Annotated in this window: 30 protein-coding genes; 18 read left to right on the top strand and 12 right to left on the bottom strand. The window is 70.8% G+C overall.

Going from position 1 to position 20,802, the window contains the following annotated elements; translation table 11 throughout:
* Window positions 1-96: 96 nt before the first annotated feature.
* From BBK82_RS06185 to BBK82_RS06170, 4 genes are all read left to right on the top strand, one after another.
* Entirely contained in the window at window positions 97-876 is a 780-nt protein-coding gene (locus tag BBK82_RS06185; RefSeq protein WP_065914136.1) for a choice-of-anchor P family protein, read from the top strand.
* Window positions 877-889: 13 nt separating this feature from the next.
* On the top strand, window positions 890-1,087 hold the full coding sequence (locus BBK82_RS06180; protein WP_065914135.1) for an LPXTG cell wall anchor domain-containing protein: 198 nt from the start codon (window positions 890-892) through the stop codon (window positions 1,085-1,087).
* A 70-nt stretch (window positions 1,088-1,157) separates the two neighbouring features.
* Window positions 1,158-2,333: a non-hydrolyzing UDP-N-acetylglucosamine 2-epimerase gene (gene wecB / locus BBK82_RS06175; RefSeq protein WP_065914134.1), complete on the top strand. Its 1,176-nt coding sequence runs from the start codon at window positions 1,158-1,160 to the stop codon at window positions 2,331-2,333.
* A 134-nt stretch (window positions 2,334-2,467) separates the two neighbouring features.
* Entirely contained in the window at window positions 2,468-3,124 is a 657-nt protein-coding gene (locus BBK82_RS06170) for a hypothetical protein (RefSeq protein ID WP_065914133.1), read from the top strand.
* Between the two features lie 15 nt (window positions 3,125-3,139).
* Here the strand turns inward: BBK82_RS06170 and BBK82_RS06165 are convergent, their stop codons facing one another.
* Together BBK82_RS06165 and BBK82_RS06160 are read right to left on the bottom strand one after the other, a co-directional pair.
* Window positions 3,140-3,679 (bottom strand): isochorismatase family protein, encoded by a 540-nt coding sequence (locus BBK82_RS06165; RefSeq protein WP_065914132.1) that lies wholly within the window; start codon window positions 3,677-3,679, stop codon window positions 3,140-3,142.
* Window positions 3,676-4,965, bottom strand: a complete 1,290-nt coding sequence (locus BBK82_RS06160; RefSeq protein ID WP_065914131.1) for a nicotinate phosphoribosyltransferase — start codon at window positions 4,963-4,965, stop codon at window positions 3,676-3,678. Before BBK82_RS06160 ends, BBK82_RS06165 begins: the two co-directional genes overlap by 4 nt.
* Before the next feature lie 79 nt (window positions 4,966-5,044).
* Between BBK82_RS06160 and clpS the strand changes: the two genes are divergently transcribed.
* From clpS to BBK82_RS06140, 4 genes are read left to right on the top strand one after another with little or no spacing between them, the layout of a single operon-like run.
* Window positions 5,045-5,344, top strand: a complete 300-nt coding sequence (gene clpS / locus BBK82_RS06155; RefSeq protein ID WP_053736042.1) for an ATP-dependent Clp protease adapter ClpS — start codon at window positions 5,045-5,047, stop codon at window positions 5,342-5,344.
* Window positions 5,341-5,898 (top strand): DUF2017 domain-containing protein, encoded by a 558-nt coding sequence (locus BBK82_RS06150; RefSeq protein ID WP_065914130.1) that lies wholly within the window; start codon window positions 5,341-5,343, stop codon window positions 5,896-5,898. The genes clpS and BBK82_RS06150 overlap by 4 nt, the downstream gene beginning before the upstream one ends.
* A complete protein-coding gene (locus BBK82_RS06145) occupies window positions 5,895-6,806 on the top strand; it encodes a P1 family peptidase (protein ID WP_065914129.1) in 912 nt (303 codons plus the stop codon). Before BBK82_RS06150 ends, BBK82_RS06145 begins: the two co-directional genes overlap by 4 nt.
* Window positions 6,807-6,823: 17 nt before the next feature.
* Window positions 6,824-7,123, top strand: a complete 300-nt coding sequence (locus BBK82_RS06140; protein WP_065914128.1) for a hypothetical protein — start codon at window positions 6,824-6,826, stop codon at window positions 7,121-7,123.
* 3 nt (window positions 7,124-7,126) lie between these two features.
* Here BBK82_RS06140 and BBK82_RS06135 read toward each other — a convergent pair whose 3' ends face one another.
* Both BBK82_RS06135 and BBK82_RS06130 read right to left on the bottom strand, forming a co-directional pair.
* Entirely contained in the window at window positions 7,127-7,630 is a 504-nt protein-coding gene (locus tag BBK82_RS06135; protein WP_065914127.1) for an SRPBCC family protein, read from the bottom strand.
* Window positions 7,623-7,967 carry an ArsR/SmtB family transcription factor gene (locus BBK82_RS06130; RefSeq protein ID WP_065920851.1) on the bottom strand — a complete coding sequence of 115 codons (345 nt, stop codon included), beginning with the start codon at window positions 7,965-7,967 and terminating at the stop codon, window positions 7,623-7,625. Before BBK82_RS06130 ends, BBK82_RS06135 begins: the two co-directional genes overlap by 8 nt.
* Window positions 7,968-8,076: 109 nt before the next feature.
* On the opposite strand from BBK82_RS06130, the gene BBK82_RS06125 reads away from it, so the two are divergent.
* Genes BBK82_RS06125 through BBK82_RS06115 form a run of 3 tightly spaced genes read left to right on the top strand, consistent with a single transcriptional unit; the run spans window position 8,077 to window position 9,758 of the window.
* Window positions 8,077-8,487, top strand: a complete 411-nt coding sequence (locus tag BBK82_RS06125) for a M67 family metallopeptidase (RefSeq protein WP_065914126.1) — start codon at window positions 8,077-8,079, stop codon at window positions 8,485-8,487.
* Between the two features lie 39 nt (window positions 8,488-8,526).
* On the top strand, window positions 8,527-8,799 hold the full coding sequence (locus BBK82_RS06120; RefSeq protein ID WP_065914125.1) for a MoaD/ThiS family protein: 273 nt from the start codon (window positions 8,527-8,529) through the stop codon (window positions 8,797-8,799).
* A gap of 8 nt (window positions 8,800-8,807) precedes the next feature.
* On the top strand, window positions 8,808-9,758 hold the full coding sequence (locus BBK82_RS06115) for a PLP-dependent cysteine synthase family protein (RefSeq protein WP_065914124.1): 951 nt from the start codon (window positions 8,808-8,810) through the stop codon (window positions 9,756-9,758).
* 96 nt (window positions 9,759-9,854) lie between these two features.
* Here the strand turns inward: BBK82_RS06115 and BBK82_RS06110 are convergent, their stop codons facing one another.
* Window positions 9,855-10,715, bottom strand: coding sequence for an SMP-30/gluconolactonase/LRE family protein (locus BBK82_RS06110; RefSeq protein WP_065914123.1), 861 nt, complete (start codon window positions 10,713-10,715; stop codon window positions 9,855-9,857).
* A gap of 32 nt (window positions 10,716-10,747) precedes the next feature.
* Here BBK82_RS06110 and BBK82_RS06105 point away from each other — a divergent pair, with 32 nt between their 5' ends.
* Genes BBK82_RS06105 through BBK82_RS06090 form a run of 4 tightly spaced genes read left to right on the top strand, consistent with a single transcriptional unit; the run spans window position 10,748 to window position 13,307 of the window.
* Entirely contained in the window at window positions 10,748-11,359 is a 612-nt protein-coding gene (locus BBK82_RS06105; RefSeq protein ID WP_237048045.1) for a rhomboid family intramembrane serine protease, read from the top strand.
* 11 nt (window positions 11,360-11,370) lie between these two features.
* Window positions 11,371-12,120 (top strand): glutamate racemase, encoded by a 750-nt coding sequence (murI, locus tag BBK82_RS06100; protein WP_065920850.1) that lies wholly within the window; start codon window positions 11,371-11,373, stop codon window positions 12,118-12,120.
* Between the two features lie 6 nt (window positions 12,121-12,126).
* Window positions 12,127-12,894: an MBL fold metallo-hydrolase gene (locus BBK82_RS06095; protein ID WP_065914121.1), complete on the top strand. Its 768-nt coding sequence runs from the start codon at window positions 12,127-12,129 to the stop codon at window positions 12,892-12,894.
* Entirely contained in the window at window positions 12,891-13,307 is a 417-nt protein-coding gene (locus BBK82_RS06090) for an OsmC family protein (RefSeq protein ID WP_065914120.1), read from the top strand. The genes BBK82_RS06095 and BBK82_RS06090 overlap by 4 nt, the downstream gene beginning before the upstream one ends.
* On the opposite strand, the gene BBK82_RS06085 is transcribed toward BBK82_RS06090, so the two are convergent.
* On the bottom strand, window positions 13,265-13,762 hold the full coding sequence (locus BBK82_RS06085; protein WP_065914119.1) for a DUF2231 domain-containing protein: 498 nt from the start codon (window positions 13,760-13,762) through the stop codon (window positions 13,265-13,267). The two genes, BBK82_RS06090 and BBK82_RS06085, sit on opposite strands and share 43 nt — an antisense overlap.
* Window positions 13,763-13,811: 49 nt before the next feature.
* Here BBK82_RS06085 and rph point away from each other — a divergent pair, with 49 nt between their 5' ends.
* Together rph and rdgB are read left to right on the top strand one after the other, a co-directional pair.
* Window positions 13,812-14,579: a ribonuclease PH gene (rph, locus tag BBK82_RS06080; RefSeq protein ID WP_065914118.1), complete on the top strand. Its 768-nt coding sequence runs from the start codon at window positions 13,812-13,814 to the stop codon at window positions 14,577-14,579.
* On the top strand, window positions 14,576-15,175 hold the full coding sequence (gene rdgB / locus BBK82_RS06075; protein WP_065914117.1) for an RdgB/HAM1 family non-canonical purine NTP pyrophosphatase: 600 nt from the start codon (window positions 14,576-14,578) through the stop codon (window positions 15,173-15,175). Before rph ends, rdgB begins: the two co-directional genes overlap by 4 nt.
* Before the next feature lie 4 nt (window positions 15,176-15,179).
* On the opposite strand, the gene BBK82_RS06070 is transcribed toward rdgB, so the two are convergent.
* From BBK82_RS06070 to BBK82_RS06050, 5 genes are all read right to left on the bottom strand, one after another.
* Window positions 15,180-15,521 (bottom strand): DMT family transporter, encoded by a 342-nt coding sequence (locus tag BBK82_RS06070; RefSeq protein ID WP_065914116.1) that lies wholly within the window; start codon window positions 15,519-15,521, stop codon window positions 15,180-15,182.
* A 291-nt stretch (window positions 15,522-15,812) separates the two neighbouring features.
* Window positions 15,813-16,280, bottom strand: a complete 468-nt coding sequence (bcp, locus tag BBK82_RS06065) for a thioredoxin-dependent thiol peroxidase (RefSeq protein ID WP_065914115.1) — start codon at window positions 16,278-16,280, stop codon at window positions 15,813-15,815.
* A gap of 11 nt (window positions 16,281-16,291) precedes the next feature.
* On the bottom strand, window positions 16,292-16,819 hold the full coding sequence (locus BBK82_RS06060; protein ID WP_065914114.1) for a hypothetical protein: 528 nt from the start codon (window positions 16,817-16,819) through the stop codon (window positions 16,292-16,294).
* Between the two features lie 326 nt (window positions 16,820-17,145).
* Entirely contained in the window at window positions 17,146-18,174 is a 1,029-nt protein-coding gene (locus BBK82_RS06055) for an LLM class flavin-dependent oxidoreductase (protein WP_065914113.1), read from the bottom strand.
* A gap of 7 nt (window positions 18,175-18,181) precedes the next feature.
* A complete protein-coding gene (locus BBK82_RS06050; protein ID WP_237048044.1) occupies window positions 18,182-18,916 on the bottom strand; it encodes a hypothetical protein in 735 nt (244 codons plus the stop codon).
* Window positions 18,917-19,005: 89 nt separating this feature from the next.
* Between BBK82_RS06050 and BBK82_RS06045 the strand changes: the two genes are divergently transcribed.
* Window positions 19,006-20,061: an NAD(P)-binding domain-containing protein gene (locus tag BBK82_RS06045; RefSeq protein ID WP_335618048.1), complete on the top strand. Its 1,056-nt coding sequence runs from the start codon at window positions 19,006-19,008 to the stop codon at window positions 20,059-20,061.
* On the opposite strand, the gene BBK82_RS06040 is transcribed toward BBK82_RS06045, so the two are convergent.
* Window positions 20,045-20,659 carry a DedA family protein gene (locus tag BBK82_RS06040; RefSeq protein ID WP_237048043.1) on the bottom strand — a complete coding sequence of 205 codons (615 nt, stop codon included), beginning with the start codon at window positions 20,657-20,659 and terminating at the stop codon, window positions 20,045-20,047. The two genes, BBK82_RS06045 and BBK82_RS06040, sit on opposite strands and share 17 nt — an antisense overlap.
* Window positions 20,660-20,802: the final 143 nt, after the last annotated feature.

Here is a 20,802-nt window from a genome sequence, read left to right as displayed (position 1 = left end):
CCGGAAGAAAGCCGATGCCGGTAATTGCCCCCGGAAAGCGTGAACCAGGTTGGTTCGAGCGCGCCCTGGGGCCGGAGGAATGACGGAAGGAGTTTCATGCGTGTCCGAATGACGGGACTGGCCGGAGTCGTTGCCATCGCAGCACTTCTGGCCGGTGCCGCACCTGCTTCGGCCGCTCCGGGGGACGCCTCGGCCTACGGTGCGAAGCTCAACGTGACGCTGCTCGGCAACCCGGCTGTCACCGCGGAACCGTTCGCGGCCGCCAACGCGAACGGGCCGACGCAGAACACGTTCCTGGGCGTCGACCTCACCGGGGTCCTCAAGACCGGTGTGATCAACGCTTCCGCGTCGCGGGACGAGAAGTCCGGTGGCGTGTACTCGCGGGCGAGCACCGCGGACGTCCGGGTCGACCTGCTGCAGAAGGTCACCGGCAAGATCTCCGCCGAGCTGGTGGAGGCGGAGTGCACGGCCACCCAGAAGGGGCTGGCCGGCAAGTCCAAGCTCGCGGGCGTGAACCTCGGCAAGCTCGGGCAGGTGGGCGTCGACCCGGCACCGAACACCGTGCTGAACGTCGAGCTCGCCGGGATCAAGATCGCCGAGGTGGTCTTCAACGAGCAGCTGAAGAACGCCGACGGCAGCCTTACGGTCAACGCGATCCACATCAGGCTGCTGCAGGGCGTGCTCGGCTCGATCGGCACCGGCGACGTGATCATCTCGTCCGCCACCTGCGGCCCGGCCGGCCTGCCCATCCCGATGGCGTCGGGTGCGGGCCTGTGGATCGGCCTCGGCCTGCTCGGTGTCGTCGCCGCCCCGGTCGCGTTCGTGGCGCTGCGCCGTCGTTCGTCGCTCCCTGCCCAGTCGTTCGGGCAGGCGTAAAGGAGAGCGGCAGATGTACAAGGTCCCCGGAACCGGCGTTGGCGTCGGCACGGGTGTCGGTGCCCTCGCGGTCACCGGCGCGGACGTGACGTGGTGGATCGCCGCCGGAGTCGTGCTCCTGGTCGCGGGTGCGTTCCTCCTGCACTCGACCCGCAGGAAGCGGCGCGCGGTCGGAGTCACGACCAGAACCAGGCCGCATCGAGCGGGCTGAGAAGGGTCCGCCTGGGGATGCCCCCGCCCCCAGGCGGACCTCCCGGTCTCCCCCGGAGAGGACAACGGTTGTGAGCAAGGAAGTTCTGCTGGTCGCGGGCACCCGCCCGGAAGCCGTGAAGATCGCCCCCGTCGCGATCGCGTTGAAGGGGCACCCGAGCCTGCGCCCCACCATCGTCCACAGCGGACAGCACTCCGGCATGGTCGAGCAGGCGCTCAGCGCGTTCGACCTGGTCCCCGACGTGCGGCTGGACGTGCCCAGGACCAGCGGCACGCAGGCCGAGCTGGTCTCCCGGCTGCTGCCCGAGTTCGACGCCCTGCTCGCCGACCGCGACCCCGCGGTCACCCTGGTGCAGGGCGACACGACCACCACGCTCGCCGCGGCGCTCGCCTCGTTCTGGCGCGGCGTCTCCGTGGCACACCTGGAAGCCGGGCTGCGCACGGGTGACCTGTACGGGCCGTTCCCCGAGGAGGGGAACCGGCAGATGATCTCCCGCATCACCTCGCTGCACCTGGCGCCGACCGACGACGCGGCCAACGCGCTCAACTCGGAGTCCCTGCCGGACAGCCACATCGTGGTCACCGGCAACACGGTCGTGGACGCCGTGCAGCGGGTCGCCGCGCGCGACCAGCCGGCCCGCAGCGCCGACCTGGCCGCCCTGGAACGCACCCTGGACGCCACCGCCGGCCGGCTGGTGCTGGTCACCGTGCACCGGCGCGAGTCCTGGGGCCGCCCGTTGACGCGCGTGCTGAACGCCGTGCGGTCCATCGCCGACCGCCACCCCGACGTGCACGTGCTCATCCCCGCGCACCCGAACCCCGGTGTGCGCGAACAGGTCGTGTCGGTGCTCGGCGGCCACGAGCGGGTCGTCATCACCGAGCCGCTCGACTACCCGGACCTGGTGCGCGTGCTCCAGCGCGCCGCACTCGTGCTGACCGACTCCGGTGGCATCCAGGAGGAGGCGCCGTCGTTCGGCGTGCCCGTGCTGGTGCTGCGCGAGACGACCGAACGCATGCTCGCCGTCGACGCCGGGTGCGCCTGGCTCGTCGGCACCGACACCACCCGCATCCTCGCCGAGGCGGGCTGGGTGCTCGGCTCCCGGCTGCGGCTCCCGCTGGGGCGCAACCCGTTCGGCGACGGGCGTGCCGCTGTCCGGGTCTGCGCCGCACTCGAACGGTTGGCGGGCCTGCCGACCGCTCTGCCGCGCCGGGAGCCGTTCGCCACGCTCGTGGGCGCGCGGTATTAGCAGTTACGGCGTCACCAGTTCGGGTAGTTGGGCGTCCACGAACGGGTGACTTCAGGGGCTGAACCTGCGGACACGCCGGGCCGCGCCGTCAGGATCGGGCGGGAACGAACAAGACCGAGCCCGAGAGGACCGAAGTGCGCAAGAGTGTGATCGCCGGGGCCGTGGTCGCGTTGACGTTCGCCACCGCGGCACCCGCGCTGGCGGCGAACCCGCCCGGCCGCGCGTCGTCCGGTTCGGCCGACTTCGCCAAGGCCGACCAGACGTTCAAGGTCGAACCGCTCGCCGTGTGCGACGTGAACCCGGACCAGGCCGGCACGGTCACCGGGTCGAGCCCCGCCGTGAGCAGGCCGGGCCTCAAGATCGGTGCGACGTCCTCCACCTGCACCACCACGGTGGTCAACGAGGCGGAGCAGATCACCACGACCAGGTCCACGGCCGGGGGCACCGGCTTCGAGCTCTCGGCGCTGGTGGCGCAGAAGGGACCCCGGCTCAAGATCAACGAGTGGTCGATCAACTGCACCGCCGACCAGGAGGGCACGCAGGCGGGCTGGGAGCTCAAGGGCGTCTCCGGCTGGGCCGGCCTGCCGCCGCAGATCCCGCCGGGCCACGTCCACGACGTCAAGTCCAGCACCGGAACCGTGCTGGCCAGGGCGAAGTTCACCGAGACCGTGTTCCCGGCCCCGAACGACGGCAGCCTCAGCATGACCCTGCTGAAGCTCACCTTCGAACCGGCGTCCGGGTACACGGGCTCGGTGACGCTCGGCACGGCGGCCTGCTCGCCGACGCCGTAAGAGCCCGGAAACAGGTTACGACACCACGACACCCGCGGCGCGCAGCTCGTCCAGAGCGGCATCGCGGGTGTTCTGCGCGACGGCCGCCGTCAGGTCGACCAGCACCGTGGTGCGGAAACCGTTGCGGTGCGCGTCCAACGCCGTGGCGCGCACGCAGTGGTCCGTCGCGATGCCGACGACGTCCACGTCGGTCACCCCCTTCGCCGACAGCCACCCGGCGAGGTCGTTCTCCGCCTCGAACCCCGAGTAGGCCGCGGCGAACCGGCCCTTCGAGAACACCTGCTCGATCCCGGCCACGTCCAGTTCCGGGTGGAACGACGCACCGGGCGTGCCGGCGACGCAGTGCACCGGCCAGGAGTCCACGAAGTCGGGCGTCTCGCTGAAGTGCGCGCCGGGGTCGACGTGGTAGTCGCGGGTCGCCACGACGTGGTCGTAGGCCGACGCCGTGATGTGCCGCGAGATGGCCTCCGCCACGGCCGCGCCACCGGCGACCGCGAGCGAGCCGCCTTCGCAGAAGTCGTTCTGCACGTCGACGACGATCAGTGCCTTGGTCACTTCGACTCCTCCAGGTAGACCGTCGGGATCGCGGGCTCGCCGCGGGAGAGCTTGAGGCCCTCCCACGGCACGCTCACCAGCGCGGCGCGCAGGCGTTCGCGGTTCTGCTCCAGCGTGGGCACGCCGTCGGCGAGCTTGCCCGCGCGCATCAGCGGGATCTGCACGAGCCGGTCGTGCGGGCCGAGCTCGGGGTCGGCCGACGCCTGGAAGACGACCTCCTCCAGCGCCGTGCCGGTGTCCTTGTGCCGCCGCAGCGCCTTCTTCCAGCCGCCGCGCGACTGCTTGGACGTGCTGCGCTTCTCCACGTGCCGCCCGTCGACCTCGACGAGCTTGTAGACCATGCCCGCGGTCGGCGCGCCGGACCCGGTCACGACCGACGTGCCCACGCCGTACGCGTCCACCGGCTCCGCGCGCAACGCGGCGATCGCGTACTCGTCGAGGTCGCTGGACACCACGATCCGGGTGTTCTTCGCGCCCAGCGCGTCGAGCTGGTCACGCGCCTGCCTGGCCATCACGCCGAGGTCGCCGGAGTCGATCCGGATGGCGCCGAGCTCAGGGCCCGCGACGGCCACGGCCTTCTTGATGCCCTCGCTGATGTCGTAGGTGTCGACCAGCAACGTCGTGCCGACGCCCAGCGCCTCGACCTGGCTGCGGAACGCCTCTTCCTCGGTGTCGTGCAGCAACGTGAACGCGTGCGCGCACGTGCCGGCCGTCGGGATGCCGTGCCGGCGGCCCGCCTCGAGGTTGGAGGTCGCGTGGAAACCCGCCAGGTAGGCCGCGCGGGCGCACGCCACCGCGGCTTCCTCGTGCGTGCGGCGGGAGCCCATCTCGATCATGTGCCGGCCGTTGGCGGCGGTGACCATGCGGGCGGCGGCCGACGCGATCGCGCTGTCGTGGTTGAGGATCGACAGCGCCAGCGTCTCCAGCACCACGCCCTCGGCGAACGACGCGCGCACGGTCAGCACCGGTGAGCCGGGGAAGTAGAGCTCACCCTCCGGGTAGCCGTCGACCTCGCCGGAGAACCGGTAGTTCGCGAGCCATTCCAGGGTCGCGTCGTCGACCACGGCGTTGCGGCGCAGCTGGTCGATCTCCTCCTCGCCGAAGCGGAAGTCCTCGATCGCGTCGAGCAGCCGGTTCGTGCCGGCGACCACGCCGTAGCGCCGTTCGTTCGGGAGCCTGCGCGCGAACACCTCGAACACGCACGGACGGTCACCGGTCCCGTCACGCAGCGCGGCCGCGAGCATGGTCAGCTCGTAGTGGTCGGTGAGCAACGCCGTGGAGTTCATGGTCACCAACCCTAAGGTCGCATCCGGTTTAGCCGCATGCCGTCTCCGCGACTGCGGCGAACATGACACCATTGGCGGTATGACCACGCCCGTCGAACAGGAACGGACGCATGCCGAGCCCATTGGCGCGGAGATCGCAGCCGAGGACCGGCCATGGCAGACCGTGGTCTGGAACGACCCGGTCAACCTCATGTCGTACGTGACGTACGTCTTCCAGAAGCTGTTCGGCTTCAGCAGGGACAAAGCGACCAAGCTGATGCTCGACGTGCACCACAAGGGCAAGGCGATCGTGACATCGGGCACCAAGGACAAGGTGGAGGCCGACGTGGCGAAACTCCACGCGGCAGGGCTCTGGGCGACCATGCAGCGGGCCTCGTGAAGCGGTGGATCCGCGACGGTGACGTCGTCGTCGGCAGGCTCGACCGCCAGGAGGCGGCGGTCGTGCGGGGTCTGGTCAGCCAGATCCAGGACATGCTGATGGCCCGCGCCGAGGAAGCGCCCCAGGACGAGCTCGCCGAACTGACCGGGATCAGGACCGGACCCTCCGAAGCACCGGACGACCCGATCCTCGGCCGGCTGCTGCCGGACTTCCACCGGCTCGACGACGACGCGCCCGACCCCGCGGAGGTCGACTCCGCGGCGGCTCTGCGGTCGTTGCACGAGCCGGAGCTGCTGGACCAGAAGACCGGTGCCGCCGAGGTCGTGCTGCAGACCTGCTCTCCCGACGGCGGGGAGATCAGGCTGTCGGTCGTCGAGGCGGAGGCCTGGCTCTCGTCGCTCAACGACGTGCGTCTGGCCCTCGGGACAGCGTTGGACGTCCAGGAGGACATGCCCGACGAGCTGCCGCCGGAGGACCCGCGCTCGCCGCACCTCGGCGTCTACCACTGGCTGACCTGGGTGCAGGAGACGCTGGTCGAGGCAATGCTGGCGTGATCCCCGGCGTGCTGGTCGGGCACCACCACCGCGTCGGTGACGGCTGGAACACCGGCACGACGGTCGTGCTCGTGCCCGCCGGTGCGGTCGGCGCGGTCGACGGCCGCGGTGGCGCGCCGGGCACCCGTGAGACGGACCTGCTGGACCCGGCGAACCTGGTGCAGCAGGTGCACGCGATCTGCCTGTCCGGCGGGTCGGCGTACGGGCTCGCGGCGGCCGACGGCGTGATGCGCTGGCTCTCGGAACGCTCGATCGGCTTCCAGGTCGGCGCGCAGCCGCACCACGTGGTGCCGATCGTGCCGGGCGCGGTGATCTTCGACCTGCCGATGTCCGAGTGGGGCAACCGGCCGGACGCGTCGTTCGGATACAAAGCTTGCGCCGCAGCGGCTGCGGAGTTCGCCCTGGGCTGCGTCGGCGCGGGTGCCGGTGCGCGGGTCGGGTCGTTGAAGGGTGGCATCGGGGCGTTCTCCGGCCGAGCCGGCGAGCACCACATCGGCGCGCTGGCCGTGGTGAACGCGGCGGGTGAGGTCGTGGACCGCACGACGGGCCTGCCGTGGCTGCCGTCCCTCGGGTCGTCGCCGGTGTCGTTGCCCGAACGCAAGCCGGACGGGCTGAACACCACGATCGGCGTGGTCGCGGTGGACGCGGCACTGTCCAAAGCGGAGTGCCAGCGGCTCGCGATGGCCGCCCAGGACGGCCTGGCGCGGGCGGTGCGGCCCGCCCACTCGATGTTCGACGGCGACACGGTGTTCGCACTGGCCACCGGCGCCGTCCCGCTGGCGGAGCCGCGCGCCTTCGCGCTCGACGCGCTCTGCACGGCCGCCGCGGACGCCTTCGCCGAGGCCGTGGTGTCCGGCGCGCGCGAGGCGACGACCTTGAACGGCGTGCAGGCGTTCCGCGACCTCTGAGTGGGTAACCCCCCGGCATGGCCGATGTGATCGATCAGGCAGCCGGTGTCGTGTCCGAGCTCGTGCCGCCCTCCGTGGCGGGCCGCGAGGTGCCGGGGAGGGAACTGGTGGCGGTCGCGCCCGCCGGGCTCTTCGTGGCGTCCTTCCTGGTGCCGCCGGGGGTCGGGAAGGTGCTGATGAAGCTGGGCGTGCTCACCACCCCGCTCGCCGCGTGGGCCGAGCTGGCCGCGTGGCGCAACCTCGACCAGGGGCAGCGGCGGCGCGGTGTGGCGTTGCTGGCGCTCTACCTCGTGGTGGTGCTCAGCCGGCGACGCTGAACCTCACCGGTTCAGCACCTCCACCCACTCCGCGGCGATCTGCTCGGCCAGCGCCTGCGCCGCCGCCATGTCCTCCGGCGCCGAGGCCGCGATCCAGTCCAGAGCGCGCCCTTCGGGCAGATCGCCCGCCAGGTGCTTCTCCAGTGCGACGAGCCCCAGCTCCCAGCCCGCACCGGTGCCCGGCACGAACTCGCCGGGCATCGGGGAGTGCGTGAGAGTGAGCACCGTCGTGTCGCCGTCGGCCTCCAGCCGCACCAGGACGTCGGTGTGCATCTCACCGATCTCCCAGGTGAGGCCGATCTCGGCGGGCGGGTCGCAGCGCACGACCTCGCCGCCCGCGTTGCCCTCGAGCTGGTAGCGGCCACCGACGCGGAGGTCGCCGCTGATCGGCAGGAACCAGCGCACCAGGCGTTCGGGCGTGGTGATCGCGTCCCACACGTCCTCGCGGGTCGCCTTGTACTGGCGCCGGATCACCAGCTTGTCGCCGTGGTAGCTCCGGTCAGTCATCTTCGGCCTCCAGCCTGCGTTCACGCCTGCCGCGCGCCAGTTCGGTCGCGAGGGCGTCGAGGTGCGGTTCCCAGAACCGCCGGAAGTGGTCGAGCCACGCGTCGATCTCCTGCAGCGGGTCCGGTGCGACCGAGTAGAGCCGGCGCGTGCCTGCCGCCGTGACCTGGACGAACCCGTTCGACCGCAGCACCTTGAGGTGCTGGGAGACCGCGGACTGGGTGATGCCGAACTCGGCCTGCACCACCGCGCCCACGTCGCCGGCGGCCCGTTCACCGGTGGCGAGGAGCTCCAGGATGCGTCTGCGGACGGGGTCGCCCAGTACGTCGAGCGCGTGCACGGCGGCCACTGTAGTAGCCGCCGCTAATATAAGCCAGTGCTAAAACAAGCTTCCCGGAGGCGGTATCTCGCATACCGAGACAACTTTCTCCAGCCCGTAGGATTGAGCCGTGCTGGTGATTCGCCGTGACCTGGTGGACGCGATGGTGGCCCACGCGCGCCGTGACCACCCCGACGAGGCGTGCGGGCAGATCGCGGGGCCGGAGGGCTCCGACCGTCCTGAGCGCATCATCGAGATGGAGAACGCTGAGCGGTCGCCCACGTTCTACCGGTTCGACGCCGCCGAGCAGCTCAAGGTGTACCGCGAGATGCAGGCCAACGACGAGGAAGCGGTGGTCATCTACCACTCGCACACCGCGACGGAGGCCTACCCGTCCCGCACGGACGTCAAGTTCGCCAACGAGCCCCAGGCGCACTACGTGCTGGTTTCCACGCGTGACCCGATCGAGCACGAGCTGCGGTCGTACCGCATCGTCGACGGTGTCGTGACCGAGGAACCGGTCAAGATCATCGAGTCCTGAAGTTTCTCTGGGAAGTTTCTCTGCGGAGGTAGAACCACCATGGCCGTCACCGTGTCGATCCCGACCATCCTGCGCACCCACACCGGGGGCGAGAAGTCGGTGTCCGCCACCGGCGCGACGCTCGCCGAGGTCATCGACGACCTGGAGAACAACCACGGCGGCCTCAAAGCCCGCCTGGTCAAGGAGGGTGCGCTGCACCGCTTCGTCAACGTCTACGTCAACGACGAGGACGTGCGCTTCGCCGGTGGCCTCGAGGCCGCGGTGAAGGACGGCGACAACGTCACCATCCTCCCGGCCGTCGCGGGCGGCTGAGCCACCCCATGGCGCGCTACGACTCGCTCCTCGACGCGCTCGGCGGGACCCCGCTGGTGGGCCTGCCGAGGCTGTCCCCCTCGGAGGACGTCCGCATCTGGGCGAAGCTCGAGGACCGCAACCCGACCGGCTCGATCAAGGACCGGCCCGCGCTGGCCATGATCGAGGCGGCGGAGCGCGACGGCGTGCTGCGGCCGGGCGCGACGATCCTCGAGCCGACGTCCGGCAACACCGGCATCTCGCTCGCCATGGCCGCGAAGCTCAAGGGCTACGGCCTGGTGTGCGTGATGCCGGAGAACACCTCCACCGAGCGCCGCCAGCTGCTGCAGGCCTACGGCGCGCGGATCGTGTTCTCACCGGCGGCGGGCGGGTCGAACCAGGCCGTCGCCACCGCGAAGGAGCTCGCCAAGCAGAACCCGGACTGGGTGATGCTCTACCAGTACGGCAACCCGGCCAACGCCGAGTCGCACTTCCGCGGCACCGGGCCGGAGATCCTCGCCGACCTGCCGACGATCACGCACTTCGTGGCCGGTCTCGGCACGACGGGCACGCTGGTCGGCGTCGGCCGGTTCCTGCGCGAGGCCAAGCCGGACGTGCAGATCATCGCCGCGGAGCCGCGCTACGGCGAGCTGGTCTACGGCCTGCGCAACCTCGACGAGGGCTTCGTGCCGGAGCTGTACGACGAGTCGGTGCTGACCGGCCGGTACTCGGTCGGCTCGTACGACGCGTTGCGCCGCACCCGGCAGCTGCTGGAGACCGAGGGCATCTTCGCCGGCATCTCGACCGGCGCGATCCTGCACGCGGCGCTGGCCGTGGCGCAGAAGGCCGAGGTCGCGGGCAAGACCGCGGACATCGTGTTCATCGTCTGCGACGCGGGCTGGAAGTACCTGTCCACGGGCGCGTACGCGGGCACGCTGGACGAGGCGGCCGCGAGGCTCGACGGACACCTCTGGGCCTGACACCTCTGGGCCTGACACCTCTGGACCTGACACTTCGGGCCTGATCCCGCGGGCGCGGTGACCGGCAGGGTCACCGCACCCGCAGACCAGTCCTCATCACCCGGCGAACGCGACCCCCGGCACCCCGGCGCCGATCCCCGGCAGCACCAGCACGGACCCGTTGAGCTGCCGCTCCATCAGAACGTCGTCGGACAGCCCGACCCGTGCCGAGGTGACGTAGAGGTCGGTGAAGTCGGCACCGCCGAAGCAGCACGCGGTCGGCTGGTCCACCGGCAGCTCGACCTCCCGGTCCAGCTCGCCCTCCGGCGTGTAGCGGCGCACGGCGTGACCACCCCACAACGCGACCCACACGCACCCGTCGGCGTCCACGGTCAGCCCGTCCGGCGAGCCGTCGGTGTGGCCGACGTGGGTGAGCGGACGGCGGTTGGCCACCGTGCCGGCGGCGTTGTCGAAGTCGAAGACGTCGATGCGCCGGGTGGGCGTGTCGACGTAGTACATGAGCTTGCCGTCCGGGCTCCAGCCCACGCCGTTGCTCGTGTTCACCTCGCTGACCATGACCTTCGCGGAGCCGTCGCCGGAGACCCGCGCGAGCCAGCCCTCGTTGGCGGCCTGGTCGTACCGCATGGTGCCGGCCCACAACCGGCCGGACGGGTCGACTCCCGCGTCGTTGCCGCGCACGCCGTCGCGGGCCCAGTAGACGAGCCAGCTCTTGGTGCCGTCCCGGTCGACCAGCGCGACGCCGTCGCGCAGGTTGCAGACGAGCCCGCCCTGCGCACGCGGCTTGGCGGCGCCGACGTGCTGGGGGAGGGTCAGCACCGAGTCGTCGTCGCGCGCCGGGGCGTACCGGTGCACCTCGGAGGCGAGGATGTCCACCCACAGCAACGTGGAGCTGCTGTGGTCCCAGGTCGGGCCCTCGCCGAGCTGGGCCGATGCGCGCACCGCTACTTCTGTCGACACCTGATCACCTTATGTCCACGTACGCTGGTCATGTGGACCGCACTGCGCTCGCGAAACGGGTCATCCCGCCGCACCCCGTGCTGTCGCTGCTGGTCGTCGCCGGGTTCGTCGGCTTCCTCTACGCCGTCGAGGCCTTCGACGTCGCCACCGGCGGCTCGCTGGAGGACGACGGCGTGCTGCCGCGCGACTTCGGCCAGTGGGACAACCTGCTCTGGATGCCGCTCATCCACGGCGACTGGAGCCACCTGACCGGCAACGCGGTTCCGTTGCTGCTGCTCGGGTTCCTCGCCTCCTCCGGCGGGTTGAAGCAGTTCTTCCAGGTCACCGCGGTGATCTGGCTGTCGAGCGCGCTCGGCGTGTGGGTGTTCGGCAGCGTCGGCAGCCACATCGGCGCGTCCGGGCTGGTGTTCGGGTTCCTCACGTTCCTGCTCGTGCGCGGGGTGTTCGCGCGGTCGTGGCTGCAGCTGGTGATCGCGGTCGGGGTGTTCGCGCTGTACGGCGCGGCGTTGTGGGGTGTGCTGCCCGGTCAGCCGGGCGTGTCGTGGGAAGGCCACCTGTTCGGTGCGATCGGTGGCGTGCTGGCGGCTTGGGGTGTCTCACGCGACAACCGCAGACGTCGGGCACCGGCTACATTCACGGCGTGACGATCGGGATCATGGACTCGGGCGTCGGCGGCCTGACGGTCGCCAGAGCCGTCATGGAGCAGCTGCCCGGCGAGTCGATCCACTACATCGGTGACACGGCCCATGGTCCGTACGGGCCGTTGCCCATCGCGCAGGCCCGCAAGCACGCGCTCGAGGTGTGCGACCGGCTGGTGGACGAGGGCGCGAAGATGCTCGTCATCGCGTGCAACACCGCGTCGGCGGCCTGCTTCCGCGACGCCCGCGAACGCTACGACGTGCCGGTGGTCGAGGTGATCCTGCCGGCGGTCCGGCGTGCGGTGATGTCCACGCGGTCCGGGCGGATCGGCGTGATCGCCACGGTCGGCACGATCAACTCGCACGCCTACCAGGACGCGTTCCAGGCCGCCCGGGACGTGACGGTCACGGCGGCGGCCTGCCCCCGGTTCGTCGACTTCGTGGAACGCGGGACCACCTCCGGGCGGCAGGTGCTCGGGCTCGCGCAGGCCTACCTGGAACCGTTGCAGCGCGCCGACGTCGACACGGTGGTGCTGGGGTGCACGCACTACCCGCTGCTGACCGGCGTGATCCAGATCGTGATGGGCGAGCGCGTGACACTCGTGTCCAGCGCGGAGGAGACGGTGAAGGACGTCGTGCGGTTGCTGACCGAGCGCGACGACTTCGCCGATGAACCGCCCGTGCACCGGGTGACCTGCACCGGGCCACCCGAGCGGTTCGCCAAGCTGGCGGCGAGGTTCCTGCCGACGTTCGAACAGTGGGGGTAAAGGCTCGTGCTGCTGACCGTGCTCGGCTGCTCCGGCAGCATTCCCGGACCCGGTGCGGCGGCGTCGGGGTACCTGCTCGAGGCCGACGGGTTCACCCTGGTGCTGGAGTTCGGCAACGGTGTGCTGGGGCGGTTCCAGCAGGAACGGCCGTTGTTCTCGATGGACGCCTTGGTGTTGTCGCACCTGCACCCGGACCACTGCATCGACGTGTCGTCGTTGTACGTGGCGCGGAAGTACCACCCGTCTCCGCCATCCGGCCGCTTGCCCGTGTACGCGCCTGCTGAGGCGCACTCGCGGTTCGCCGCGGCCTACGCGCCGTCCGACGCCGAGCGGACCTCGCTGGACCTCACGGACGTCTTCGAATTTCACCCGTTGGGCTCTCCAGTCCACATTGGACCGTTTACTGTGGAGTCGGCGGTGGTCGCGCATCCTTGCGAGGCTTATGGGTTCCGGATTTCGTGCGGTGGTGTGACGCTGGCCTACACCGGTGACAGCGGGCCGTGCGCCGCGCTGGAGGAGCTGGCCGACGGCGTGGACGTGCTGCTCGCGGAGGCCAGCTGGACGCACGCGCCGGACCGGGTGGCGGACCTGCACCTGTCCGGGCTGCAGGCCGGACAGCTGGCGGCGCGCGCGGGTGCCGGGCGGTTGCTCGTCACGCACGTGCCGCCGTGGACCTCGCGCGAGGCCGTGCTGGCGGAGGCCCGCTCGGCGTTCGACGGGCCGTGCGAACTGGTCGTAGAGGGCGGCCGGTACGAGGTGGGGGAGACAGCATGATCGAGCTGGAGCGGATGGGCGAGCACGAGTTCGTCGCGACGAACGGCCGCGGCGCCTCCGTGCGCATCGGCCGCAAGGGCCAGGAGGGCTCGTTCAGCCCGGTGGAGCTGCTGGTCGCGGCCGCCGCGGGGTGCGCGATGGTCACCTCCGAGACGCTGATCCTGCGGCGCACCGGTGGCGAGCAGCTGACGGCGGTCGCGGACGCGGTCCAGTCCGAGAGCGGCAACGAGGTGGTGTCCATCCCGGTGGCGCTCTCGTACGACCTGTCCGCTGTGGACGATCCGGAGGCGCTGGAGGCCGTCGTCCGGCGTGCCGTGGAGCAGTTCTGCACGGTCACGCGGACGTTGAAGCAGTCGGCGACGGCCCCGCTTCAGCTCCCGACGCCGCTCCAGACCGCCGTCGACCCGCTGTGACCGGCCCTGATCGTCTGCACGGTCGTCCCGACCGCGAGCAGCACGACCAGCACCGACACGACGACTGAGACCACCCGCCACGTCTTCGTGGTGGGTGCCTCCGCCTCGCGTTCGCGGTCCGCGAGCCGCCCGGCCACGAGCAGCGCGATCACCGCGACGCCGAAGCCGAGCGCGATGGGCAGCAGCATGTCACCCAGGTCCGCGTGCGTCTGGATGACCGGGTTCGCCGCACCCGTGGCGCGTTCAAGTGCGGCCTGGAGGTCCTCGCCCGCCTGCGTCGCGACCGGCACGGCTGCGACACCGGCCAGCGTGACCCCGAGAACGGGCCACGCGTACCTGCGCCGCCAGGCCGGGACCAGCGCGATCGCGATCGAACCGAGCGCCGCCAGGGGCAGCAGCACGACCACGGCGTGCACGAGCAACGGGTGGATCGGGATACCGTCGATCGTCAGCATGTCTCTCCCTACGCCAATGCTCCCCGCAGGGTTCACTAAGGTAGCCCGCGTGGTGCGAAGCGACGGCCGAAACGACGACGTGTTGCGTGACATCCGGATCACGCGTGGATACCAGACCTGGCCGGCCGGCTCGGTCCTGATCGAGTTCGGGAACACCCGCGTGCTCTGCGCCGCGAGTGTCACCGAAGGCGTTCCCCGCTGGCGTTCGGGCTCCGGCCTCGGCTGGGTGACCGCCGAGTACGCGATGCTCCCGTCCGCCACGCACTCCCGCAGCGACCGGGAGTCCGTGAAGGGCCGCATCGGTGGTCGCACGCACGAGATCTCCCGGCTGATCGGGCGGTCCCTCCGGGCGTGCATCGACCTCGCGGCTCTCGGCGAGAACACCATCGTGATCGACTGCGACGTGATCCAGGCCGACGGCGGCACCCGCACGGCGGCCATCACCGGCGCCTACGTGGCACTGGCCGACGCGGTGACCTACCTGGGCGCGGCCGGCCGCCTGGCCGACCCGTCGCCGCTGTCGTGCGCGGTGTCCGCGGTGTCGGTGGGCGTGGTCGACGGCCGCGTGCGCCTCGACCTGCCCTACGAGGAGGACTCGCGCGCCGAGGTCGACATGAACGTCGTCGCCACCGACGCGGGCACGTTGATCGAGGTCCAGGGCACCGGCGAGGGCGCCACCTTCGCCCGGTCCACTTTGGACCGCATGCTGGACGTCGCGCTGCAGGGCTGCGCGGAGCTCAACCGCATCCAGGCGGAGGCCCTGTCCGCGCCGTACCCCGGCGTGCTGCCCGAGCCGAAGTCCGGTGGTCGCAGGTGAAGCTCCTGCTCGCCTCCCGCAACGCGAAGAAGCTCCGCGAGCTGCAGCGCATCGTCGTGGCCGAGGAGCTCTCGGGCATCGAGGTGCTGTCGCTGGCGGACGTGCCCGAGTTCCCCGAGGCACCCGAGACCGCGCCGGACTTCGAGGGCAACGCACTGGCCAAGGCCAGGGACGCGGCCGCGGCGACCGGCCTGGTCTCCGTGGCCGACGACTCCGGCCTGGCCGTCGACGAGCTGAACGGCATGCCCGGCGTGCTGTCGGCACGCTGGTCGGGCCGCCACGGCGACGACGACGCCAACCTCGACCTGCTGCTCGGCCAGCTCGGCGACGTGCCGGACGAACGCCGTGGTGCGGCGTTCGTGTCGGTGGTCGCTCTCGTCGTGCCCGGCGGCGAGGAGGTCGTGGTCCGCGGCGAGTGGCGGGGTTCCCTGCTGCGTGAGCGGCGCGGGACCGGCGGCTTCGGTTACGACCCGATCTTCGTGCCCGACGGGTACATGGTCACCTCGGCGGAGATGAGCGCCGAGGAGAAGGACGCCCAGTCACACCGGGGCCGGGCGCTGAAGCTGCTGGTCCCGCACCTGCGCAAGCTCGGTTAGCCGGTCACGCCGTGGCGGCGTGTGCGTGCGAGGCGACCGACACCACGCACACGCCGGCCGCGATGAGCGCCATGCCGCTGAGCATGGCGAGGTTCATCGGGTCCTCGAACAGCACGCGGCTGGTGATGGCGACCAGCGCGATGCCCGCACCCGCCCAGATCGCGTACGTGATGGCGACCGGCAGGCCCATCCGGATCACCACCGACTCCAGGTAGAGGGCGGTGAGGAACCCGACGCCGAGACCGACGACCGGCCACGGTTTCGTGAATCCCTCGGAGTACTTCAGACAAAGGGTTGCGAAAACTTCCGCGCCCACGGCGACGGTCAGCAAAATCCACTTGAGCATTGAATTTTCCCAGCACGAAATGCACGCAGCGCCAGGCATGCGTGTTTGCTTGCGAACGGAGGGTTGAGGGCAGAACGCCCTGATCAACCGCCGCGCGTGGGAAAGTGGACGCGCAAGACGAAATCAGACGGGATGTCGGGGCCGCGAGGTGCCGTCAAGCGACACACGGTGTATCACCCTCACCGGAACAAGGGGCGGCATTTGTTGCACGCCCTCACCCCGAGAGTACCCGAAGAAGGGGCCGCCGCCGCAAGTCCTGCGGCGGCGGTGTCACATTTCCGGGTGACTTCCTCAGGCTGGCAGCTCGCGCAGGAGCTTGGCGACGTGGCCGGTGGCGCGCACGTTGTACATGGCCTTCACGATCTTGCCGTCCGGGCCGACGAGGAACGTCGAGCGGATGACGCCCTGCACGGTGCGGCCGTAGTTCTGCTTCTCGCCGAACGCGCCCCACTCGGTGAGGACGGTCTTGTCGGTGTCGCCGAGCAGCGGGAAGGTCAGGCCCTCGGCCTCGCGGAACTTGGCGAGCTTCTCCTGCTTGTCCGGCGAGATGCCGACGACGGCGTAGCCCAGGTCGTTCAGCTGGGCGAGGCTGTCGCGGAAGTCGCAGGCCTGCTTGGTGCAGCCCGGCGTGCTCGCGGCCGGGTAGAAGTACACGACCACGGACTTGCCGAGGTAGTCGGACAGCGACACCGGCTTGCCCTCGCTGTCGGGCAGCGTGAAGGCGGGCGCGGTGTCTCCAGGCTCGAGACGGGTGCTCATGGCTCCAGAGCCTAGGCCTGGCCCGCGAACACGGTCGGGGCGTCCTGCCCCTGGCCCCCCGGCTGCACGGTCAGCTCGACCTGCACCGGACCCTCCGGCACCGCGAACGCCAGCAGCACCTGCGTGTCCTTGCCGGGCGGCAGCTCGTCCACGACCGCGGCGAGCCCGTTGAGGCCCTGGACCGAGTCGACCAGCTCGGGCACCTGGGCGCCGTTGGCCATGGCGCGCACCGCGAGCTGAGAGGGCCGGTAGGCGGTCTTGGAGCCGTTGTAGACCGTCAGCGTGAAGACGGCCGTGCGCGCGGAGCGGGGGGAGGCCGTGTCGGACGGGGAGAGCGATCTCGGGGCGGACACCACGACGGAGAGACCGGAGCCCCAGACGCGCTGGGTGCCGAAGGCGGCGTGCGTGGAGGCGTTGGGGGTCTCCGCGCGTTGCTCGACGGTCAGGTTCTCGTCCGGGGTGACGGCGACGCTGGGGCCCGCACATCCCGCCACGGCCAGCAGCAGGCAGAGTGCCGCTGCCGATTTGGCGAACTTCACGAACTCCCCTTTCCCACCCCGGCGGTGGGTGTGGACGACTCCCGTCAACTGTGACGGTGCCAAGGGGTGCGCGGGGGCTGAAAAGGGTCCTTGAAGCGGACCTGGTGCCGGGCCGTGGCCGACTCGTGATGGGCGGCGTGGGCGGCGCCACAGGTGTGGCACCGGCCCCACGCCGACCGTCGGGTGAAGCTAGGGAGCGCGTCGGGGGGCGTGCGCGCTCACACCGATCATCGCGCAGGGTGTGTCACGCGCTACAAGGGGAGCCGATAATCACCCGTTCAGACCAGCGCCAGTCGTACGAAACGTGAAGCTCACGCGTGAACGACTCACGTATGTGCGGCTGAACGGTCCAGTGCGGGCGTCCGTTCGGCGAGCTCGCTGAGCAGTTCGAAGGAGCGGAGACGGTCCTGCAGGCCGTGCACGATGGTCGTCACCATGAGCTCGTCGGCCGCGGTCGAGTCCAGCAACTCGTCCAGTCCCGCACGGACCGTTTCGGGGGATCCGATGATCTGAGTGGCCATCCGGTCCTCGATCACGAGCTCGTCGATCTCGGTGTACGGGTAGGCGGCGGCCTCCTCCGGCGTCGCCAGCGGACCGGGGCGGCCCTGGCGCAGCTTCACGAACGACAGCGCGCCGGGACCGGCGAGGTAGCGGGCGTGCTCGTCGCTGTCGGCCACCACCACCGAGGCGCACACCATCGCGTACGGCTCGCTCAGGACCTCCGACGGCCGGAAGTGCTTCCGGTACAGCGCCAGCGCCGGCAGCGTGTTCTGGGCGCTGAAGTGGTGGGCGAACGCGAACGGCAGCCCGAGCAGACCGGCGGCCTGCGCGCTGTAGCCGGACGAGCCGAGCAGCCAGATCGGCGGCTTGTTGCCCGCGGCGGGCACGGCGTTGAGCTCGCCGGTGCCCTCGAAGTACCCGATGAGTTCGGTGAGCTCCTGCGGGAAGTTCTCCGCCGACAGCCCGGCCTCGGTCCTGCGCAGCGCCCGCGCCGTCTTCTGGTCGGTGCCGGGCGCGCGGCCGATGCCGAGGTCGATGCGGCCGGGGTGCAGCGCTTCGAGCATGCCGAACTGCTCGGCGACCACCAGCGGCGCGTGGTTCGGCAGCATCACCCCGCCCGACCCGACGCGGATGCGCTCGGTCGCCGACGCGATGTGCTCGATCAGCACCGCCGGCGCCGAGCTCGCGATCCCGGGCATGTTGTGGTGCTCGGCGAACCAGTACCGCTGGTAGCCGAGGCGGTCGGCCTGCTGAGCGAGTTCCCTGGAGTTCCGCAGCGCGGTCGTCGCATCCGAGCCCGAACCGATCGGGGCGAGGTCGAGAACGGACAGCGGGATCTCACTGAGACGGCTCATGCATCGATCAACACCGATACTTCGTGACTTCTTCCGTGAGCCGGGTAACTCGTTTCGCCGCCTGGTCGTAGGTGGTGCCCTTCGGGTGCAGCGTCAGCAGCGCGACGATGCTGAAACCGCAGGTGCCGGACGTGTGCATGGCCGGTGACTGCAGGTCCAGGTCCCACGCGGCGCGCGGCCGCGGGTGGTCGCGGCAGGGCCTGGCCGGGTCGCCGAAGCCGGACCAGCCCTGCTTGAACGCGGGCCACCACGTCGCGTCCGGCAGCCCGAACGACTGGTCGAACCCGTCCGCGGCGCACTTCTCCGCGCGGTGCAGGTGACCCATGATCGTCCAGCCGACCTGCGGCTTCGCGCGTTCGAGCAGGTAGCGGTAGGTCTGCACGACGTCGTACGCGCTGACCGCCGTGTAGCCCCACATGCCGCGGTTCTCCGGCGGCCTGGTGTCCTGCAGACCCAGCCGGTTCGCGGTGTTGACGACGAGCTGCTCCCAGCCGTTCTCGACCCAGAGCTCGCTCGCGGCGTTGTCGTCGCTGGCCCGCAGCATCGGCTCGATCCGCGGGTCGTCGCCCTTGGTCTCCAGCTGCTCGATGGCGATGAGGATCTTCACCAGCGACGCCGATCGGATCGGCTTGTGCACGTCTCTGCCGGTCAGCGTGTGCGTGATCCGGTCGTAGACGGCGTAGGAGGCGGTGGTGGCAGGCACCGGGGTCGCCAGCAGTGCCAGCGTCAGCAGTATGTGCACGCCTCCGGAACCTAGGGCCTGCTGACTGGTGCGTCACACCTGAAATCAGTGCGCGGACCCGTTCGGTTGACGTTGGTGGGACGGATGTCGTGGTGATCGGCGCGGGCCAGGCCGGGCTGTCGGCCTCCTTCTTCCTGCGCAAGCGGAACGTGGACCACGTGGTGCTGGACGCGAACGACGCCCCCGGTGGCGCGTGGCTGCACCGGTGGCCGAGCCTGCGGATGCGGACCGTGCACGGCATCCACGAGCTGCCCGGAATGCCGTTCGAGCAGCCTGCGCCCGACGAGCGGGCCAACGAGGCCATCCCTGACTACTTCGCCCGCTACGAGCGGCTCTTCGACCTGCCGGTGGTGCGCCCGGTGAACGTGACGTCCGTGCAGGACGACGGCGAGCTGCTGAAGGTCGAGACTTCGGACGGCGTGTGGACCACGCGCGGCCTGATCAACGCCACCGGCACCTGGCGCCGCCCGTTCTGGCCGCACTACCAGGGCCAGTCGACGTTCCTGGGCCGTCAGCTGCACACCGCCGACTACCGGGGCCCCGAGGACTTCACCGGCAAGCGCGTGGTCGTCGTCGGGGGCGGTGCGTCCGCGACCCAGCAGCTGATGGAGCTCGCACCGTTCGCCGCGGCCACGCGCTGGGTGACGCGGCACGAGCCGGTGTGGCGCGAGGGCCCGTTCACCGAGGAGTACGGCCGCTGGGTCGTCGGCATGGTCGAGGAGCGGGTGCGAGCCGGTCTGATCCCGCGCAGCGTGGTGGGCGTGACCGGCCTGGCGCTGACCGACGAGACCCGCGCCGCGATCGAGTCCGGTGTGCTGCGGCGGTGGCCGGTGTTCTCGCGGATCACCCCCACCGGCGTCGAGTGGGACTCCGGTGAGCACTTCTCCGCCGACGTGATCCTGTGGGCGACCGGGTTCCGGCACGACCTCGACCACCTGGCGCCGCTGCACCTGCGGGCCGCCGGTGGCGGGATCCAGGTCGACGGGACGCGCGTGGTGAGCGACCCGCGGATCCACCTCGTGGGCTACGGGCCGTCGGCGAGCACGATCGGGGCGAACCGGGCCGGGCGGAGCGCGGTGCGGGAGCTGACGCGGTACCTCGACGACGCCGGTCGCGGTGCCGGGCGCCTCAGCGGCGTGCGGTAGCGCGCTTCTTCGCCACGCGGGTCACCACGAACACGACCAGCGCCACCCCCACCAACACGAGGACCGCCGTCGAGGCGATGCCGACGTACTGCTCGACGAGGTGCCAGTTGTCGCCCAGCAGGTAGCCCGCGAGGATCAGCGCGGTGTTCCAGATGAGGCTGCCCGCCGCCGTGTAGGCGAGGAACGGGGCCATGCGCATGCGTTCGATGCCCGCCGGGATCGAGATCAGGCTGCGGAACACCGGGATCATCCGGCCGAAGAAGACCGCGCGGTAGCCGTTGCGCAGGAACCAGGCCTCGGTCCGGTCGACGTCGGACACGCGGACCAGCGGCATGCGGGCGGCGATGCGCCGGACCCGGTCGCGGCCGAGCAGGGAGCCGACCCAGTAGAGGACCAGTGCGCCCAGCACCGAGCCCGCCGTGGTCCAGAGGATGGCGTCGAGCAGGGACATCTTGCCCTGCGCGGCGGTGAAGCCCGCCAGCGGCAGGAAGAGCTCGCTGGGCAGGGGCGGGAAGAGGTTCTCGAGCGCGATGGCGAACGCCGCTCCTGGTGCGCCGGCCGTGTGCATCAGGTCGGTGACCCAGTCGACGAGGTTCATGGGTTCGACGTTACGGACCGGCTGGAGGGGTGACATCGGGGGAAACCCCGAGGTGACAGTCCTCACGCCGGATGCTTTGACGGTCCACAAAGGACTTTGAGGATGCCAGGCGTGCGGTCCGGTACCGGCCGGCCTGTGCCCGC

This window comes from Lentzea guizhouensis (genome assembly GCF_001701025.1).
GTDB lineage: Bacteria > Actinomycetota > Actinomycetes > Mycobacteriales > Pseudonocardiaceae > Lentzea > Lentzea guizhouensis.
The sequence above is the reverse complement of the archived record's forward strand: the minus strand, read 5'-3'. Positions and strand labels throughout refer to the sequence as shown.